This is a genomic window from Pseudomonas sp. ICMP 10191 (assembly GCF_001467335.1).
In the GTDB taxonomy this organism is placed as follows: domain Bacteria; phylum Pseudomonadota; class Gammaproteobacteria; order Pseudomonadales; family Pseudomonadaceae; genus Aquipseudomonas; species Aquipseudomonas cerasi.
The window spans coordinates 146614-166062 of the sequence record NZ_LKGW01000157.1; the positions used below are offsets into that span (position 1 = coordinate 146614).

A 19449-nucleotide genomic window follows, 5' to 3' on the forward strand; every position below is an offset into this window, starting at 1 on the left:
TATCGGGTTCTGATAGCGCAAGCCTGATCCTTTCAGGGGCAGGTTCAGCAGCGTGTGTCATGGGCATCGGCCCTTGTGCACACGCAGCCGTGCATCATCAGTACTGATCGGCCGTTGAAAAGCCGGCACGGTGGCGAAGTTTGCCCCCCTGGAACTGTTCCTTGCCGGGTAAAATGTCCGCTCCGGCTGCTTTGAGAGCGCTCATATTATCCCGCAGGGCATTAGTGGCGGCGTCCTTTTGCTGGAAGGTATTGGCTGCTGTCAGGTTGGCATTACCCACTTCGCCAATCTGGAATTTGTAGCCAGCCTCTTTCATTGCCTTGATCTGGTTGGCGAGTCGCGAAGAGGCTTCGCTTTCCCTGGCATACACATGAAAACTGCCAATCAGTGCAGGGTTGTCGTCGCCATTGGCAGCCTTTAATTGAACCGCAAACTTGACCAGGCCGCTTTGCGGACCTGCGGTCAGGCCACCCCCCCAATTGCTGTCCTCGACAACAATACTTCCTTTATAACCGGCATCGCGCGCCGATTTAATTAACGTGGTCTGCATGTCAGCCCATTCCTGACTTGCGCTTTTACCGCCCTGATGGAAGGTATCCAGCACAAAGCCTGTGCGACTGCCAAACCTTTTGACAATGGTACTGATGTCGGCCGAGGCCTGCTTCAATTTGTCTCCCGTCAGCACGTTTCCGCTACCCTGGTTTGCATTGTCGCGGAACGTGAACTGAACCTTTACACCCTGTTTGCCCCCTTCATTGAGCAACGCCCTGAGCTTGTCCAACTGCCTGCTATCCTGAATCTGGTCGTGCGTCATCTGAAAGCGCAAGGTTCCGCCTCCAATCGCTTTCAGGTCCTGAATCATCTTCGTGGCTGCGGCAGGTGTGGCGATATCATCAGGATTGACGTTGGCTCCCCCGCGCAAGACGGGCTCGGCAGTTTTGACCGGCTCTGAAGCGGAAATCTTGTCTTTGTCTTTGACTTTGTTATCTGGCTCGGCAGGGGCCGTATTGTCTTTGACAGTGGCGACGTCATTGAGCACGGCCTTGGTATCATCCTGACTGACACGCGTTTTTTGACTGGTAAGTAACGCCGTATCCGACGGGGATGCTTCGCTCGCCAGTGCTTGAGCATTTCGCTTGAACAGTGCTCTGGTATAGACCGGAGAGGTTTCCGCTGCTTCAGCGGAGTGCCTGTCGGAGGGCGTGTAAGTAGCGAGTTTCGCCTGCGCATCCGAAGTTGTGTCAGTCGCGCCAGCGCTCGCCGGCTGTACGGTCCTGTCGGCCATGACAGGTTTCTCGTTAGCGGCCATGAGACTGTCATATAGCCTGGCTGAGCGGATATTCATCGGGTGTCTCAGTGATCGGTGCGAAAAGTGATTGCGCCTGGTGAAACAGGAGAATAAATCTCAAGGCAAGCGATAACGGATGGAATGACAGTATTCATATAAATACGTCGGAAACTTGATGGAGCGATTGAGCGACTGTTTCTATTTTTCTGTTGTTTATTGATACTCGGGCTCAGGGTGCAATTATATTCCGGGCATTGTCCATCGGAAGAGCAGGTTCGCCTAGATATAATTTTCAATGTTGGCAAAAACCGGAGGATTAATCCTGTGCTGACCTTTTTTGTCCGAAGCGCTAATCGTTACTGATATGCAAGCGGGGGCCTGCGGCGGGCCCCGTGACCACTCTTTACAGAGGCTGAAATCCGACGCCAGACGCAGCCTGGCATCCATAGGTTACAGCCTGATGTTGCAGGACTCGTCAGCCAAACACCCGAATCGGCGATCCCGCATGCCACGCCTGAATGTCTTCGATCATCTGCCCGTAGAAGGTCCGGTAGTTATTTTCGGTGACATAACCGATGTGCGGAGTTGCCAGCACGTTGTCCAGCGTGCGGAACGGGTGGTCGGCCGGCAGTGGTTCGATGTCGAAGACGTCCAGCGCTGCACCGGCGATTCTGCGCTGTTGCAGTGTGTCGATCAGCGCGGCCTGATCGATGATCGGGCCGCGTGACGAGTTGATCAGATAAGCCTCGGGCTTCATCCAGCTCAGCGCCTCTGCGTCGACCAGACCGCGGCTGCGATCGCTGAGCACCAGGTGCACCGACAGCACATCGGCCTGCTCGAACAGTTGCTGTTTGCTGACATGGGTGACGCCTGACTCGGCAGCCGCCTCTGGCGTCAGGTTCTGGCTCCAGGCAATGACCTTCATGCCGAATGCCTGTCCGTAGCGGGCGATCCACTTACCGATACTGCCCAGGCCGAGAATGCCCAGGGTTTTGCCATGCAGGTCGCTGCCCAGTCCGACCTGCCAATTGCCGGCACGCAACGAGTTGGCCTCGGCTACCAGGTTGCGGGTGATGCCCATGATCAGCGCCCAGGTCAGCTCCGGTGCCGCATGCTTATAGCTTTCGGTTCCGCACACGACAATGCCCTGACGCTTCGCCGCAGCGGTATCGATCGCCGCATTGCGCATTCCGCCGGTGACCAGCAGTTTCAGCGTCGGCAGTTGGCTGAGCAACGTCGCATCGAACAGGGTTCGCTCGCGCATCACGCAAATGATGTCGAAGCCTTGCAGGCGCTGCGCCATGGTCGATGTATCGGCAGGGTAGTCATGCAGAAAGCTGACTGTGCCCACTGAGTCGAGTACGGACCAGTCCACGACATCGCTGGCGACGTTTTGCCAGTCATCGAGTACCGCTATTTTCAATAGGGTCATTGTCTGAAGGCCTCTTGATGGGATTGTTTTTCAAGGCAAACGCTAGTTGAACAGGCTGGCGGCGATGTTGATCGAAAAACCCAGAATCGCGGTGTTGAACACAAAACAGATCAACGACTGGCCGAGCACGACCTTGCGCATTTCGCGCGTCGCTACGCCAACGTCGGAGGTTTGCACCGCGACGCTGAGGGTGAACGAAAAGTACAGGAAGTCCCAGTAATCGGGGTTCTTTTCACCGCCCACAAATGCCAGTGCGGGTTCTTTGCCTTTCCAGGTGTAGAACATGCGTGCGTAATGCAGGCTGAAGATCACGCCGATCATCAGCCAGGAGCCGATGACCGTCAGGCCGGTGAAGGCGTGGTGAAGCATCTTGGCGTCGTTGGAAAGGCCTTTGCTGTTGGCGATTTCAAAAATTATTGCGGCCAGGCTGGCCAGCGCCGCGACGCAGACTGTAACCAGAATGACGCCCGCGTTTTCGTCTTCCCTCATCGCAACTCGCCGAACATCGTCAGCGTCGCTGCGCAGCGTGCGGATGAAAATCATGATCAGATAAAGCCATACCCCCGTGTCCCAGCCAGTCAGCAGGCTCTGGGTCAGTGTCGAGTGAGGTATGAGCCAGGACCAGGCGATGCCTGCGGTCAGGCCGACCAGAGCGGCAAGGGTGAGGCGAGGGCGGGTGCGGGCGAGATGGCGCATGCGGTCTAATCGTTACTGGACATTACCAGACAGTAGCATGCCGCTTCGGCAAGCCAAATTCGATTAAAAAAAACGGCGCGCAAGGGGGTTGCGCGCCGTGTGCCAGCCAGAGAGTGAACAGGCGGCGAGTCAACTGCGAGTGTCAGACCGATTCAACGCACCAGGCAAGGCTGCTTGTTATTGAATTTCCAGTCCGGGATCAGAAACTGCATGGCCACGGCGTCGTTACGCGCGCCCAGGCCCATGCCTTTATAGAGTTCGTGAGCCTTGGCCAACTGGTCCATGTCCAGCTCGACACCGAGCCCCGGTTTCTTCGGGACCTCGACCTTGCCACCGACGATTTGCAGTGGCGCCTTGGTCAGACGCTGGCCGTCCTGCCAGATCCAGTGCGTATCGATTGCGGTGATAGTGCCCGGTGCTGCAGCGGCGACGTGGGTGAACATCGCCAGGGAAATATCGAAATGGTTGTTGGAGTGCGAGCCCCAGGTCAGGCCCCACTCGTTGCACATCTGCGCCACGCGTACCGAGCCCTGCATGGTCCAGAAGTGCGGGTCGGCCAGTGGGATATCCACTGACTGCAACTGAATGGCGTGGCCCATTTCCCGCCAGTCGGTAGCGATCATGTTGGTAGCTGTCTTGAGGCCGGTAGCACGGCGGAACTCGGCCATCACTTCACGCCCGGAATAACCGTTTTCCGCGCCACACGGGTCTTCGGCGTAGGCCAGCACATGATGCTGATCGCGGCACAGGCGGATCGCTTCCTTGAGCGACCAGGCACCGTTCGGGTCCAGCGTAATGCGCGCCTCGGGGAAGCGTTCGGCGAGTGCGGTCACCGCTTCGATTTCCCGGTCACCGCTCAGCACGCCGCCCTTGAGCTTGAAGTCCTGAAAGCCGTAACGCTGATGCGCGGCCTCGGCCAGGCGTACTACGGCCTCCGGTGTCAGTGCTTCTTCATGGCGGATACGGAACCAGTCATTATCGGCCTCGGGTTCGCTGCGGTAGGCCAGATCGGTTTTGCGCTGGTCGCCGACATAAAACAGGTAACCGAGCATTTCGACCTGATCGCGTTGCTGACCTTCGCCCAGCAATGCGGCAACCGGTACTTCCAGATGCTGGCCGAGCAGGTCGAGGAGCGCCGCTTCCAGTGCGGTGACCGCATGAATGGCAATGCGCAGGTCGAATGTCTGCAAGCCGCGGCCACCGGCGTCCCGATCGGCAAACGCCTTGCGTGCCTCGTTGAGGATCTTCTGGTAGGTGCCGATGCTGCTGCCGACGACCAGCGATCGCGCGTCCTCCAGCGTCTGGCGAATCAGCTCGCCGCCAGGTACTTCGCCCACGCCGACATGCCCGGCATTGTCCTTGAGAATGACCACATTGCGAGTGAAGTAGGGGCCATGTGCGCCACTCAGATTGAGCAGCATGTCGTCATGGCCCGCCACGGGCACGACCTGCATCTCGGTAATGACGGGGGTCTTGCTGGTGATATTGGATTGCTGAATATTCATGACGGGTCCTTTAAACGTAAGGCCTTGAAAATATGACCGATGAAAAAGTGGCTGCGCATGTGTGTCAGTGGGTCGCCGGCGTCTGAATGGCGGCGACCGGTGTCGCGCCAGGCTTGGGGGTGTTGCGCGCGGCGAAAACAATGATCGCGGCAATGATCGACGTGGCTGTCAGGCCATACAGCCCACCCTGGATCGAGCCGGTGTGTTCTTCCAGCAGGCCGAAGGTGGTCGGTGCTACGAAGCCGCCGAGGTTGCCCACCGAATTGATCAGCGCGATGACCGCTGCGGCGATCCGTGCGTCCAGATAGGCCTGTGGGATCGGCCAGAACAGCGAAGAAGCCGACTTGAAACCCAGCGCTGCAAAGCAGATGGCAACGAAAGCGAAGATCGGGCTGCCGGTAGTCGACATGAACATCCCGGCAGCGGCAATCAGCAGGGCAATGGCTACCCAGGCCTGCTGGCGTTTCCATTTGGCGGACAGCGTGGCGAACACGTACATGCCGATGATCGACAGCAGCCACGGAATGGAGTTGAACATGCCGACTTCGAAGTCAGTCAGGCTGCCCATTTTGCGGATGATGCTCGGCAGCCAGAACGTCGCTGCGTAAATCGTCAGCTGGATGAAGAAGTAGATCAGGCAGAACAGAATGATCTGACCGTCCTTGAGCAGCTTGCCGATGGAGGCCTTGACCGGCGTCGCGGCTTCGCGGGCAGCTTGTTCGGCATCGATGGCGTTGACCAGCGCATCCTGTTCTTCGCGGGTCAGCCACTTGGCATCGTGCGGTTTGGAGTCCAGCCAGAACCAGACGAAGAAGCACAGACCGACCGAGAACATGCCTTCGATGAAATACATCCACTGCCAGCCTTTAAGGCCGAAACCGGTGATTTGCAGCAGCAGGCCGGACAACGGGCCCGAGATCAGCGAGGCAATGGCCGAGCCGCTGAGGAAGATGGCAATCGCCTTGCCACGCTCGACGCCAGGCAGCCAGCGGGTGAAGTAGTAGATCACGCCTGGAAAGAAGCCGGCCTCGGCCACACCGAGCAGAAAGCGCAGGATGTAGAAGTGGGTTTCGTTCTGGATGAAGGCCATGCAGGCGGCGACGATGCCCCAGGTGAGCATGATTCGCGTCAGCCAGATACGCGCCCCGACTTTCTGCAGCAGGATGTTGGAAGGGACTTCGAAGAGGGCGTAGCCGATGAAGAACAGTCCGGCACCCAGGCCGTAGGCTGCTGCGCCGATGCCCAGGTCATGCTCCATGTGCGAACGCACGAAGCCGATGTTGACCCGGTCGATGTAGTTGACGATGAACATGATGACGAAAAGCGGCAGGACGTGACGTTTGACCTTCGATACGGCTGAATTAAGAGCCGAACCTGTGCCGTCGGCCATCCTGGAATTGGATGTGCTCACAGTTGAATCTCCCACTCGTTGTTTTTATGCGGGTATGTGCGAAGTGTGTCCTTCGCATTGTCGGTCATCATACAAGTAAATGGTGGTTGTGCAATCCCCTTGCGGTGACGATCTGCAAGATTATTAAACTCTGATCGGCTGCCGATGTGCAGGTGTGCGGGGGCTGTATGATGGTGTTAATTTAAAGTTTATGACCAGTAAATACTGGGGTTTTAGATCGTGCGTATCCGTTGATGCCTGTTCGGGACCTTGAACTTAGTGGCTGATGGTAGGCGGTTTGGATGGACACAGGAACTTTGACAGTCGGGAATGACTTGTAATACAAGTAAGACAACTGTGCAGGGCGATTAAATCCGGCTTTCAAACGCCCTCAGCCCGGCATTTGCGCTGCCACGGCCGTGATACGGCAGCTTAACCAGACAAGTCAGGATTCACTCACCATGCAAGAGCCCGCCGGTACTGCGCCCAAACGCCGTCAGCACAGCCTGGCCACTGATCTGGTCACCGAACTGAGCCAGCGCATCCTGCTCGGCAAGATCGCACCGGGTCAGAAGCTGCCGTCCGAGAACCAGATCGTCCGTGAGCACGGCGTCAGCCGCACGGTGGTGCGTGAAGCGATTTCCAAATTGCAGGCGTCCGGGTTGGTGGTGACCCATCACGGCATCGGCACGTTCGTGCTCGAGCGCAGTGACCAGACGGGACTGCGCCTCAAAGTCGAAACGGTATCCAGAGTGCGCGATATCATCGAACTGCGTATCGGCCTGGAAACCCAGGCCGTGGCGCTGGCGGCTGTACGCCGCACCGATGAGCAACTGGCGGCCATGCGTCAGGCGCTGGACGACTATCAGGACCTGCTGGCCAACGACGACAGCTGCGTCGAGGCTGACAAACGCTTTCACATGCTGATCGCCGAAGCCACTGGCAATCCGTATTTTCTGGAGATCATGCAACACCTGGGCAGCGCGATCATTCCGCGCAGCCGCATCGCATCGAGCGAGCGCGCAGGCAACAACCTCGCGCATCAGGGCTATCTGGCCAACCTCGAACACGAAGCACTGCTCAGCGCCATTCGCCGCAAGGACCCGGATGCAGCACGTGCGGCGATGTGGACACACCTGAGCAACAGCCGTGAGCGGCTGGTCCCGCTGGAGTAGGCGCGAACGTGTTTGCTCCCACAAGAGCTCTCCATGCTCGAGCGTACGGCAAAAATGCAGGAGCGAACGTGTTCGCTAAAGGGCCCGTACAGTCGCAGAAGATTCGGCGTTCAAAACACCGCCTTCGCGAACAAGCGAAGCGTCGCCCGGTTCGCTCCTATACAAGCCTGGCGCCCCCGGTATCGACGATACAAGGGAGGCAGTTGCGTACTACGGTGTTGCGTTCAGCACGCCGAGCATCACTTGGGTCTGCCACTCGAAATACGGGTTGAATGTCAGGCGCGCATGGATCTTGCCCGGTTCGGTGTAACCCCAGTCCGAATACCATACCGGCTCGCCTGCCATGCACTTGGCGGTGTCCGGCGTGCTCTGGCCGTTCCAGCAGATACGCTGGCTGCCGGATACGCCGTAAAGCGGATTGTCCGCTGAAAAAAGCAGGCCCATGTGTGAAAAGCGGCTGATGCGGTATTCCGGCAGGTAGTCCTTTCGCACCTCGACGCGCGGCGTATTGGCCGCGCGGGCGGGCAGGTCGCCGTACCAGATCAGGCGACTGGCGGGATTGCTGAAGCGCTGGCTGAAATTATCCAGCACGTAATCAGTGTCGAGTACTGAGTCGTGCTCGGCGATGGCGATGAATACCGGCTTGTCATAGCGACGCTGATGCAGGCGGTCCTGGGCCAGCGCGCTGCTGCGATAGAACTGGGCAAAACCATTGGTGGGCATGTTCATGTAGCGAACCGGCGTCTGCATTGGGCGCAGGCCTTGGTTCGGCGCGGCTAGCCAGGGGCGTGCCCAGCCGATCCACGGGGTCAGCCAGGCATAGCCGCTGTTGGAGCGAAATGCCGGCGAGAACAAGAGCAGCCCGGCGATTTCGTCATGCCCATAGGCGTAATCAAGGACCAGATTGGCACCGGTCGAAAAGCCTCCCAGATAGACCTTCGGCACTTCACGAGCGAGCAGTTGCGCCTGTTCGCGCACCACGCGCTGCCACTGTTCGAGGCGCACGTCGAGCATGTCTTCGGGCTTGGTGCCGTGCCCCGGCAATAAAACGGTTCGGACCAGATAACCCTGAGCGGCAAGCATCTGTGCAACGTCATGAAACGACCACGCCGAATCCCCCAGGCCATGCACCAGCAGCACGCCGCCCTTGGGTGTCCCGCTCGGGGTCCACTGGCGTGGCGCGTTCCAGTCCAGCTCGGCCTGGTGGTCGGCGGTCTGAAAGTTGCGCTGGTTGCGAATCAGCTCGAGGGTCTGCTGACGGTAGTCTTCAAAGCGTTGTTTCGGCTCATCGCTTTCCGCCATTGACGTGCAGGCTTGCAGGGTCAACAGCGACAGCAGGCTGGCGAGTCGGAATTTGATCAAAAGGGGGCCTGTGCGCACATATATGAGGGTTCAAAAGGTCGACGCGGGCACTCTGCCATGTACGTCGCGCCCGTGACTACTTTCAGGCACACTCGGGCGTTCTATAACTTCAACAAAATGTATCCATATGCCCAAGCATTGCAAGCCTCGCCACGCGCCTGGAGTCGTTCATGTTCGCCCTTGATCGAGCGCTGGCCCAGGACATCGTCGACCGGGCCATGGCCATCCTGCCGTACAACGTCAATGTCATGGACTACCTGGGCATCATCATCGGCAGCGGTGATGCCGAGCGATTGTGTACCCGTCATGAAGGTGCGCAGCGAGTGCTGGCCAACCGGCAGGTGGTGGAAATCGATTCTCTGGCAGCGTCACAGCTCGGGGGTGTCAAGCCGGGTGTCAACCTGCCGCTGATGCTCGATCATCAACTGGTAGGCGTGCTCGGCATCACCGGCGAGCCGGACGAAGTGCGGGTGTATGGCGAACTGGTCAAGATGACTGCCGAGATGCTCATGGAACAGCGCCGCCAGCAGGCTGACCTTCAATGGCGGGCGCAGCGCAGCGAAGATCTGCTGGCTCGCCTGCTGTTGCCGGATTGTCCCGACAGCCTGGTGGATGAAGCGCGACAGCTGGGTTTGCAGCCGCACATGGCGCGTCAGGTGGTACTGCTGCAGCTTGCCGAGCAGGGGCTGGCTGCCAGCCAGGTTGCCAAATGGCTCGGCACGCGCTACGCCGACAGCTGGTGCGTGCTGCGTGAGCCCACCTTGCTGTACTGGTGCCGCGCCACGGGCAAGGAGCGTGACGATGCGCTGCTGCTCAAGCAGTTCGATGAACACCACTGGCCAGTGCTGCGTATGGCCACTGTGGCGCAATCGACGGATCTGCCCACCCTGCGCCAGGCCTGCGCGGCAGCGCGGGATCTGCTCGACTACGCCAGCCAGGCAAGGCCGGCACAACGCCTGCTGCGTCTTGAAGCCTATCGGCTGCCGGTGCTGTTCTGGCGTTATCGTCATGACTGGCTGGCCGAGAACGTCGCCGAGCCGATGGAGCGTCTGCACACGCATGCACAACTGCTCGACACCTTATGCAAATGGTTCGAGTACAGCGGCGAAAGCCAGGCGTGCGCTGAAGCGCTGGGTATCCATCGCAACAGCCTGCGCTACCGGCTGGAGAAGATTGGCGAGCTGACGGGTTGCGATCCTTACAAAACCGATGACCTGCTGCGCCTGTACCTGGGGGCGCAGATGATCACCCGTCACACCTGAAACCGGGTTTTGTTCAAACGCCCGATGACGACCGCAGATCATTGTGCGAACGGCAGGCGGAGAACACGGTTTTGAGTGAGAGCATGCGAGATACCGGATCTGGAGAACAACAATGAAAATCGTCATCGCCCCCGACTCGTTCAAGGACAGCCTCAGCGCCCAGGCAGTTGCCGACGCGATCGCCAGTGGTCTGGCCGAGGTCTGGCCGCACGCCGAACTGATCAAATGCCCGATGGCAGATGGCGGGGAGGGCACCATCGAGGCGCTGCTGGCTGCCTGCAATGGTGAAGTGATGAGTGCCAGCGTCAGCGGTCCGCTTGGCGCCCCGGTCAATGCTCAGTGGGGCTGGCTGGCGGAGAGCAGGACCGCAATCATCGAAATGGCCATGGCCAGTGGCTTGCAACTGCTGACCCTGGCACAACGCGACGCCTGTGTGACCAGCACGGAAGGCACCGGTCAGCTGATCTCGGCGGCGCTGGATGCAGGAGCCCGTCGGGTGATCCTGGCCATCGGCGGCAGCGCAACCAATGACGGCGGCAGTGGCATGCTTTCAGCCTTGGGCGCGCGCTTTCTGGATGCCGACGATCAGACTCTGGCGCCGGGTGGACTTGCGCTTGCCGACCTGGCGCGTATCGATCTGAGCGGCTTCGATCCACGCTTGTCTGACGTGTGCGTCGAGATCGCCGCCGACGTCGATAATCCACTCTGCGGGCCGAATGGCGCCTCTTCTATCTTCGGCCCGCAAAAAGGCGCATCGCCTGAGCAGGTCATGGCGCTGGACGCTGCGCTCGGCTGTTTTGCCGACCATACGGCTCAGGTTCTCGGCCAGGACTTGCGCGACAGTCCTGGCAGCGGTGCGGCCGGAGGCATGGGCTTTGCCGCCAAGGCCTACCTGAAGGCCTCGTTTCGTGCCGGCGTGGAAGTGGTGGCCGACCTGACCGGGCTGGAACACGCGTTGATCGGTGCCGATCTGGTCATCACCGGCGAAGGCCGTTTCGACGCGCAAACCCTGCGCGGCAAGACGCCGCTTGGCGTTGCGCGAGTCGCCCGGCGTCGGCAAGTGCCGGTGATTGTGCTGGCGGGAACCCTGGGCGAAGGATACCAACAGCTGTATGCGCAAGGCATCGGCGCCGCCTTTGCTCTGGTCAGCGGACCGATGAGCCTTGAGCAGGCCTGCCGTGATACCCGCCGCCTGTTGCACGAGCGTGCGCGTGACGTGGCGCGTCTCTGGCAGATGGCTTCGGGCCGTTGATGATCGCGCTGTGATCAACGGCAGCAGCCTGGCAATCGGCTGTTATTTTCATTAAGCCTGCGAATATTCACTGGCCGTGCTAAAGAATTGCCTGGTCAGGGCGATATGCTATCGGTTGTCTGACAACTTCGAGTCGGACACCGTCCTCCAAAAAAATATAAAGAGCTCTGGTCATGAATCTACGCAAACTCACTATCGCTCGTCGTGCCGGTCTGGGTTTTACTCTCATTTCCCTGTTGGTGGCATTGCTGGGGTGGTTTGCGCTGGCACAGATGTCGACCATTCGCCAGAGTGAGGTGGCGGTGGAGACCAACTGGCTGCCCAGCATGCGAGTGGTCAACGATATCCGCGAGATCATGCTGCGCATTCGGACCATTTCCCTGCGCATGGCGCTGGACACCGATCCTGCGAGCATTCCGACCTATCGTGGTCAGCTGGACGTACGTCTGGGCGATCTGGACAAGAAGCTGGCCATTCTCAAGACCTTTGTCGACACCCCGGAAGAGAAGTCGCTGACCGACCAGTTCATGGTGACCATGGGCCAATACCGCAGTGCGCTGGACCGCTCATTTGTACTGGCTGGCCAGGGCGATAGCGTCGGACTGAACAAGCTGCTGCTGGTCGACATGAAGCAGATCGTCGACGGTTCCGGCAAGCAACTCGGTGATCTGGCCGACTTTTATGTCACCAAGGTCGATGCGGAAGGCAAGTCCGCCGAAGCCCAGTACGGTAAGTCGCGCGACATCGTCATTATCTTCGTGGTGATTGCCGCGCTGTGCACCATCGGCCTGGCACTCTGGCTGACCCGCAGCATCGTCGGTCCTCTGCAGCGCGCGGTCACCGCCGCCGAGCAGGTTGCCAACGGCGACCTGACCCACACCATCGAGGTCGATGGCGAAGACGAAGTCACCCGGCTGTTGCGTGCCCTGGCGACGATGCAGATCAATCTGCGTGAAGCGATGCGCCACATCGGCAGTTCGGCCACGCAACTGGCATCGGCCGCCACCGAGCTCAACTCGGTCACCGAAGACAGCTACCGCGGGCTGAACCAACAGAATGCGGAGATCGATCAGGCCGCCACGGCGATCAACGAAATGACCTCGGCAGTAGAAGAAGTTGCGCGTAATGCCGTGTCCACATCGGACGCCTCAAATCAGTCCAGCACCTCGGCGCTGGCGGGCCAGACGCGGGTAATCGAGACGGTGCAGTCGATCCAGACGCTGACCGACAACGTGCAGGCCACCTCGACGCTGGTGCAAAACCTTGCCAATCAGTCGCAGGATATTGGCAAAGTGCTGGACGTGATCCGCTCGATTGCCGAGCAGACCAACCTGTTGGCACTCAACGCCGCCATCGAGGCGGCACGGGCAGGCGAGTCGGGCCGCGGTTTCGCGGTGGTGGCGGACGAAGTCCGGGCATTGGCGCATCGCACCCAGCAGTCGACCCTGGAAATCGATTCGATGGTCAGCGCCATGCGCAGCGGTTCGGCGCAGGCACTCGACTCGATGAACACCAGCCGTGACCGGGCCGACTCGACGTTGGCACTGGCCAAGGGCGCGGGTGAGTCCTTGAGCGAAATCACCTCGTCGATCAACCAGATCTCCGAGCGCAATCTGGTGATTGCCAGCGCGGCTGAAGAGCAGGCGCAAGTGTCGCGTGAAGTTGATCGAAACATCGTCAACATTCGCGATCTGTCCATGCAGTCGACTCAGGGCGCCAACCAGATCAGTGCGTCGAGCCATGAATTGTCGCGTCTGGCCGCTGACCTGAATCAGGTGGTCTCACGCTTCAAGGTGTAAAACCCTACATTGATACAGGTTGTGTCCGCTTGCCGACGATCGACCGGACGCGCATTATGCCCTCGGTCGAAATGACCTCCGGTACAGTCTGGGCACAACCTTATCGAAGGGGGCGGCATCGCTTCATGAATAACAATAATCAAACCTTCAGCAGTTGGCTGCGCTCGCCAGCCCATCACCAGTGGCTGGCCCTGGAAGGCAATCGTCTGTTGACCTTCGCCAAGGCCTCCAGACTGGACAACGGCTTTGGCAGTCTTGATGACTACGGTCGGCTGATGGTCGGTGCCACCGCAGGAACCATGAACACTGCGCGCATGACCCACTGTTTTGCCATGGCCCATGCGCAGGGCATTCCCGGTTGTGCTGCGCTGGTCGATCACGGTATCGCCGCGTTGCAAGGCCCGTTGCACGATGCCGAACATGGCGGCTGGTTCAGCGCCGCGCTCGAAGACGGCGGCAAGACCGACAAACAGGCTTATCTGCATGCGTTCGTTGCCCTGGCGGCCAGTTCCGCCGTGGTGGCGGGGCGGCCTGGGGCGCAGGCATTGCTGTCCGACGTCATCCAGATCATCCAGACGCATTTCTGGAGCGAGCAGGAAGGCGCCATGCGTGAGTCGTTCGCGCGGGACTGGAGCAATGAAGAGACCTACCGCGGTGCCAACAGCAACATGCACAGCACCGAAGCTTTCCTCGCGCTCGCTGATGTGACCGGCGACGCGCAGTGGCTCGACCGGGCGCTGAGCATCGTCGAGCGGGTTATCCACGAGCATGCCGGTGCCAACAATTTTCAGGTCGTCGAGCATTTCACCCAGGACTGGCAGCCGCTGGCCGATTACAACCGGGAAAATCCGGCGGACGGTTTCCGGCCCTTCGGCACCACGCCGGGGCATGCTTTCGAGTGGGCTCGGCTGGTGTTGCATCTGGAGGCTGCACGCCGTCAGGCCGGACGCGCCAACCCCGAATGGTTGCTGGACGACGCCCGCCAACTGTTTGCCAATGCCTGCCGGTACGGTTGGGATGTCGACGGTGCCCCGGGCATCGTTTACACCCTCGACTGGCAGAACCAGCCGGTAGTCCGTCATCGTCTGCACTGGACTCACTGCGAAGCGGCCGCTGCTGCTGCCGCATTGCTGCAACGTACCGGCGAGCAACAGTATGAAGACTGGTATCGCTGTTTCTGGGAGTTCAACGAGACACTGTTCATCGATCACGAACATGGCAGTTGGCGCCATGAGCTGAACGAGCGCAACGAGCCCAGCGCAGACATATGGCCCGGCAAGCCGGACCTTTATCACGCCTATCAGGCCACGTTATTGCCGGTGTTGCCGCTGGCACCTAGCCTGGCCAGCGCCCTGGCGGGGCTGGAATGAACGGCTAGCGTCTGTTGAGCTTGAGATCGGAAGTCAAAGCGCAGGGATGCGTTTGTCGGTCAGGCGGATGATCTGCCTGGCCAGGAAGCTTCCGGTCAGGATCACGCCGAACAGGCGCAAGGTCTGCATCGCCAGCACGAAGCCGACGTCGGCATGCGTATCGATGGCAATAATGGCCATGGTGTCCAGGCCGCCCGGGCTGGTCGCCAGGTATACCGAGAGATAATCCTTGCCCATCATCACCGCAATCAGCCAGGCCGACACAGCACAGAGCACGATCAACAGCAGTGAGGCCAGAATCATCATCGGCAGTCGTCTCCAGACGTATTGCACCGTTGGCCGGTCGAAACGCAGGCCGACGTAGCAGCCGATGGCACCGTAAGCGATGGGCAGCAACCAGGCTGGAACGCTGATCTGCATCACACCACTCAGTTGCAGCGCGCCGCCGAGCATCAGCGGCACCAGCAGGGCACCTGCCGGGAGACGCGAGCCGAGTGCCACGCCTGCGGCAATCACCGCCAGGCTCAGCGCCAGATCGACAAGGTCAAGGCTGGGCAAGACCGCCGCACTGCTGTGCAGGGCCGCAGCGGAATCCGGGGTGCCGATGAAATGGCTGACCAGCGCGCCGATGGTGACCACGCAGACCACGCGCACATATTGCATGGTGGCGACAATGCGTGAGTCGGCACCGTAATCTTCGGACATCGCGACCATCGCCGAGGCCGCGCCCGGTGACGTGCCCCAGGCTGCCGTGTTGCTCGGAATGCCGGCAAAGCGCACCAGCACCAGTCCAACTGCCGCGCTCAGCACCACCGTGAGGATGGTCGCCAGGAGCATGACATGCCATGAATGAAGGGCGGTGAGCAGCACACTGACCGACATGGCATGCGCGATCAGCACGCCGACCGTGCCCTGACCGAGTTGAAAGGCCCGCTTGGGCATGCGGATGCTGGCACCTGATACGCCAAAGCCTATGGCGACCAGCATCGGCCCGAGGAACATCGCAGCAGGCATATCGAACAGTTTGAGCAGTTGCCCGGCAATGCCGGCCATCAGGATCAGACCCGCCCATTGAGTCAGCGGGGAAAGGGAGGAAAGCGAAAAGCGTGAAGCGTTTGACAAGGACGTTCTCCTTGATTGGGGTGAATCACATGCACACAGTATCGACTTCCCAACCCATCAAGTCTATTTTCTAATAATCATGAATTGATAACTTTGGTTGATAGATATGGACCTGCGCGATCTCACCTATTTCGAAACCATTGCCGAGCTGGGGCATCTCGGACGTGCTGCGGAGAAGCTAAATCGCAGCCAGCCAGCGCTGACCAAGAGCATTCAGCGCCTCGAGGAGTCATTCGGAACGCGACTGTTTCAACGTGACGGCCGAAGGATCAAGCTGACGCCCGTGGGCGAGTTGCTGCAGGCGCGCGGCAAGGAGTTGCAGCAAAGCATTGCCCAGACCCAGCGCGAGGTGCGGGATTTCGCCAGTGGCATGGTGGGCAACATTCGGGTCGGCTGCGCCGCGACGATGGCGGAATATTTGATGCCGAAACTGACGTCCGCCTTGTTGCAGCGCACCCCGGACGTCACCTTGAAACTGGTGATAGGTCAGGATGACCTGCTGCGCGAATCATTGCGCTCCGGTCAACTGGACATGATCATTTGCGCGCTGGCGCCCGACAGTGAAGACGTCACCAGCTTTGCCATACTCAGGGACGAAGCCGTGGTGGTCGCCAGCAAGAATCATCCGATCTTCAAGCCGTCGTTGAAAATGAGTGACCTGTGCGCGTATCGCTGGGTACTGCCGCCTGTGAGTGTTTCATCGCGCAAATGGCTGGACGCAACCTTCGCTGCTCATGGCCTGCCGCTGCCGACGGTGCAGATCGAAGCGAACTCGATCTCGCTGTTGCCGGGACTGATTGCCCGCAGCAACCTGTTGAGCTTCATTGCCCGCGAGTCGCTGGAGTTCGGCAAGACCATGCAGCACCTGCGTGAAGTGCCGCTGGAGCAAACCACCCTCAAACGCACCATTGGTGTGACGTTGCGCAAGGGCGGTTACCTGTCACCCGCAGCAGAAGGCATGTTGCAGATGCTGCGCGATAACGGCGGGGACTTTCTGGGGGGGGGCTGACCGCACCGGTCAGCCGCTTGTGGGCAGGGCCTGAAAGCCACTCAGGTACTTTGCCAGCGCCTCTGCACCCAGCTCCACGGTTGAGCTGGTGCCCGCCCAGCTGCAGGCGAGCATCAGGTTACGCGGCAGGTCGAAGTCTTCAACCGTAAACCCATTGGCGTCGAGACCGTTTTCATCGTGGGGAACCAGTTCGCGCAGCGACGCCACCGGTTCAAAGTACGCCCACACTGGCTTGTTCAGTGCGACCGCCATACCGACTTCGAAGGCCGTGCCCGAATCCGGCTCCAGGCCACGGAACACGTTGAGGTTGACCAGCATCGCTGAGCAGCGGTGGATCATCGCGACATTCATCGAGTAAATCTGCTGTGCGGTTTCATGCGCTGTTCGTCCGTGCGTGACCTCATTGTCAAACGGGTACAGACCCTCAAGTCCGTGTGCGGCGCACAGAGCCTTCAGATAGCGTCCATGTTCCACGGCATCGGTCCTGAACACGTCGAAGCCTGCGAGATAAACCAGTGGCGCGTGCATATTCGTCTCTCGGCTGCAGATGTTGTCGCGCCGATTCTAAGGCCGACCGTCTGCCCGCGATACATGCCATTGATCGGTCGAACACGATCAGCAGGCGTTTGCACTGGAATCTGTACGGATAACCAGTATCCTTGTTCAGTCTGCTCATTTGTCATGTGAACGCTGGCCTTGAATACTTCGCCCCTCGACAATCCGTTTTACTACCTGGAAAACTTCCGTCAGGTCCTTGACTGGATTGCCCGGCGCTACGATGACCTGCTCGACGCAACCGAGCGCCGCTTCATCAGCGAGTTTGCCGAGCTGCCGGTCCCCGCCCAGGGGTTGCTGGTGCGCATGGTGATGCGCAAGGGTGTGTTGTTTCGGGCCAGCAAACTCGGTTATGTCGAGATTGGCGACCCTCACGACGCCGTATTGCCGCTGCTGGCGCGGGAGTGGGTCGACATCGCTCCGCCACTGGGCCTGAGCGAGTTGTTCCAGCTGCTGCGTCGGGATGAGTTGAGCCACTGCTTCAAGGACCACGCGGTCAACGGCCCTGAGCGCAAGCAGGATTGGTTCGAGCGCCTGCAGCCCATGTACCCGTCGCCGCAGTCCCTCGAACAATGGCATCCGACGTTGCCCGACGCCGTGTTCGGCCTGAAGATCATGCCGCTGTGTGATCGCCTGCGCTTGCTGTACTTCGGCAATCTGTACCAGGAATGGTCTGAATTCGTGCTGGCTGACCTGGGTATCTACCGCTACGAAAAAGTCGAGTTTTCGCTGGAGTCGCGTGGCATCAACGAGCGTGCGGATATCGATGTGTGCCTGCAATTGCATGCCTGTCGTGAAGCGCTGGAAGCCTGCCTGGAACTGCATGCGCTGGCCGAGCGGGTCATTGCCATCGAATGCGGCAACCCGTGGTTGCTCATGCGTCGTGGCAAACTGCTGTTTCGTATCGGGCAACAGGCCGAGCGCATGCAGGACTGGCCTCTGGCGATGGCGGTGTATCGTCAGTCGAGTTACCCCGGCGCGCGTTCAAGGCAGATCCGCGTGCTGGAGCGCAACGCCGAGTACGCAGCGGCGCTGGCGCTGGCGGAGCAGGCCCGTCTCGCTCCGGAAAGTGATGCCGAGGTCCAGCACCTGTCACGCGTCTTGCCACGCCTGCAACGCAAGCTTGGCCTGACTGCCGCGCGCAAGCGCACGGTGCGGGCCATTGCGCGGCTGGACGTGCAGGTCACGCCAGTGTCGGGCATGAGTGTCGAGCGTTTGATACGCCTGCACCTCGAAGAAGAGCAGGGCGGGGAGGTGCATTACGTCGAGAATGCGCTGATCAATTCACTGTTCGGGCTGCTGTGCTGGCGAGCCATTTTCGCCCCGTTGCCGGGTGCATTCTTTCATCCGTTTCACAGTGCGCCGAGTGACCTGTACAGCCCTGACTTTTATCAGCGCAGAGCATCGTTGTTCGATGCCTGTCTGACGCAACTGGAGTCTGATGAATACCTGACAACCATTCGTGAGCATTTTGAGAGCAAATACGGTCTGCAATCACCCTTTGTATTCTGGGGAGCACTGACGCCGGAGCTTCTGGAACAGGCGCTTCATTGCCTGCCGGCAGAGCACTTGCTTCGCTGGTTTCGTCGGCTGTTGCAGGACATAAAAGCCAACCGGACCGGGATGCCCGACCTGATCCAGTTTTTTCCGGAGCAGCGTCGTTATCGAATGATCGAGGTCAAGGGGCCGGGTGACCGCCTCCAGGACAACCAACTGCGCTGGCTGGACTTCTGTGCCGAGCATGGCATGCCGGTGGAGGTGTGTTACGTGCAATGGGCGACTGACGACAGTGCCTGCGTCAGTAGCGACCTGTCAGATCATCAAGGGGCCTTGTGCCCGTCCTGAGTGTCCTGATGATCCGCATCATGGGGCTGTTTCGAATCATGAGGCTTGTCGTCCGCGCTGCCGTTCTTTCCCGGCAAGGGGTCCATGCCTTTGGTGCCGGGGCTTGTGCCTGGTGCGCCGGGGCTGGTGCCGTCGACGTTCTTTTCCATTCCGGTGCCCGGGACTTTCGGACCGTCGCTGACCGGGTTGGTCGGTCCGGTCGAACCTGCAAGCGCACTGGTCGCCGACAGGGCCAAAAATGTCGCCAGGCTTATCGCCCCCAATCTATTCCTGATCATGGTGCAAACTCCGTGAGTACTTTGATCGAAACAGTACGTTGACTGAAACTGTGCCGCGAGAAGGGTAGACCCGCGGGCAGGGCATGGTCCTACCCGCGTAAGACGCCTG

General features: G+C 59.8%; 16 protein-coding genes and 1 pseudogene. 8 read left to right on the forward strand and 9 right to left on the reverse strand.

The features are described from left to right. Positions 1–97 precede the first annotated feature (97 nt). The 5 genes from AO388_RS23860 to AO388_RS23880 form a co-directional block, all read right to left on the reverse strand. Positions 98–1345, reverse strand: coding sequence for a cellulase family glycosylhydrolase (locus AO388_RS23860; protein ID WP_058417296.1), 1248 nt, complete (start codon positions 1343–1345; stop codon positions 98–100). Between the two features lie 418 nt (positions 1346–1763). Then, on the reverse strand, positions 1764–2720 hold the full coding sequence (locus tag AO388_RS23865) for a D-2-hydroxyacid dehydrogenase family protein (protein WP_003371904.1): 957 nt from the start codon (positions 2718–2720) through the stop codon (positions 1764–1766). A 42-nt stretch (positions 2721–2762) separates the two neighbouring features. Further along, the gene (locus AO388_RS23870) at positions 2763–3416 is read right to left on the reverse strand and encodes a DUF1345 domain-containing protein (protein ID WP_003396441.1); all 654 of its coding nucleotides are present in this window, start codon (positions 3414–3416) and stop codon (positions 2763–2765) included. A 152-nt stretch (positions 3417–3568) separates the two neighbouring features. Continuing rightward, complete coding sequence (gene gudD, locus AO388_RS23875) at positions 3569–4921, reverse strand: glucarate dehydratase (RefSeq protein WP_003435928.1); 1353 nt, start codon at positions 4919–4921, stop codon at positions 3569–3571. Between the two features lie 64 nt (positions 4922–4985). After that, positions 4986–6311, reverse strand: a complete 1326-nt coding sequence (locus tag AO388_RS23880; RefSeq protein ID WP_044308790.1) for an MFS transporter — start codon at positions 6309–6311, stop codon at positions 4986–4988. 461 nt (positions 6312–6772) lie between these two features. On the opposite strand from AO388_RS23880, the gene AO388_RS23885 reads away from it, so the two are divergent. Continuing rightward, positions 6773–7486 (forward strand): FadR/GntR family transcriptional regulator, encoded by a 714-nt coding sequence (locus AO388_RS23885; protein WP_003350184.1) that lies wholly within the window; start codon positions 6773–6775, stop codon positions 7484–7486. A 210-nt stretch (positions 7487–7696) separates the two neighbouring features. Here the strand turns inward: AO388_RS23885 and AO388_RS23890 are convergent, their stop codons facing one another. Beyond that, entirely contained in the window at positions 7697–8788 is a 1092-nt protein-coding gene (locus AO388_RS23890) for an alpha/beta hydrolase (RefSeq protein ID WP_054081111.1), read from the reverse strand. 230 nt (positions 8789–9018) lie between these two features. On the opposite strand from AO388_RS23890, the gene AO388_RS23895 reads away from it, so the two are divergent. From AO388_RS23895 to AO388_RS23910, 5 genes and pseudogenes are all read left to right on the forward strand, one after another. Continuing rightward, positions 9019–10110 (forward strand): sugar diacid recognition domain-containing protein, encoded by a 1092-nt coding sequence (locus AO388_RS23895; RefSeq protein ID WP_003435921.1) that lies wholly within the window; start codon positions 9019–9021, stop codon positions 10108–10110. A 112-nt stretch (positions 10111–10222) separates the two neighbouring features. Continuing rightward, positions 10223–11362, forward strand: a complete 1140-nt coding sequence (locus AO388_RS23900; RefSeq protein ID WP_058417297.1) for a glycerate kinase — start codon at positions 10223–10225, stop codon at positions 11360–11362. A 173-nt stretch (positions 11363–11535) separates the two neighbouring features. Next, a pseudogene (locus tag AO388_RS30450) lies at positions 11536–12306 on the forward strand (HAMP domain-containing protein); the annotation flags it as partial. 15 nt (positions 12307–12321) lie between these two features. Continuing rightward, positions 12322–13161: a methyl-accepting chemotaxis protein gene (locus AO388_RS30455; protein ID WP_373458268.1), complete on the forward strand. Its 840-nt coding sequence runs from the start codon at positions 12322–12324 to the stop codon at positions 13159–13161. Between the two features lie 125 nt (positions 13162–13286). Beyond that, the gene (locus tag AO388_RS23910) at positions 13287–14531 is read left to right on the forward strand and encodes a D-mannose isomerase (RefSeq protein ID WP_003371923.1); all 1245 of its coding nucleotides are present in this window, start codon (positions 13287–13289) and stop codon (positions 14529–14531) included. 33 nt (positions 14532–14564) lie between these two features. Here the strand turns inward: AO388_RS23910 and AO388_RS23915 are convergent, their stop codons facing one another. Next, positions 14565–15653, reverse strand: coding sequence for an AbrB family transcriptional regulator (locus AO388_RS23915; protein WP_003371924.1), 1089 nt, complete (start codon positions 15651–15653; stop codon positions 14565–14567). A 106-nt stretch (positions 15654–15759) separates the two neighbouring features. On the opposite strand from AO388_RS23915, the gene AO388_RS23920 reads away from it, so the two are divergent. Then, the gene (locus AO388_RS23920) at positions 15760–16662 is read left to right on the forward strand and encodes a LysR family transcriptional regulator (RefSeq protein ID WP_058417299.1); all 903 of its coding nucleotides are present in this window, start codon (positions 15760–15762) and stop codon (positions 16660–16662) included. Between the two features lie 9 nt (positions 16663–16671). On the opposite strand, the gene AO388_RS23925 is transcribed toward AO388_RS23920, so the two are convergent. Beyond that, positions 16672–17190, reverse strand: a complete 519-nt coding sequence (locus AO388_RS23925) for a nucleoside 2-deoxyribosyltransferase (RefSeq protein WP_003371929.1) — start codon at positions 17188–17190, stop codon at positions 16672–16674. A 168-nt stretch (positions 17191–17358) separates the two neighbouring features. Between AO388_RS23925 and AO388_RS23930 the strand changes: the two genes are divergently transcribed. After that, a complete protein-coding gene (locus tag AO388_RS23930; protein WP_058417300.1) occupies positions 17359–19062 on the forward strand; it encodes a VRR-NUC domain-containing protein in 1704 nt (567 codons plus the stop codon). On the opposite strand, the gene AO388_RS23935 is transcribed toward AO388_RS23930, so the two are convergent. Further along, a complete protein-coding gene (locus AO388_RS23935) occupies positions 19038–19340 on the reverse strand; it encodes a hypothetical protein (protein WP_054081064.1) in 303 nt (100 codons plus the stop codon). The two genes, AO388_RS23930 and AO388_RS23935, sit on opposite strands and share 25 nt — an antisense overlap. Positions 19341–19449: the final 109 nt, after the last annotated feature.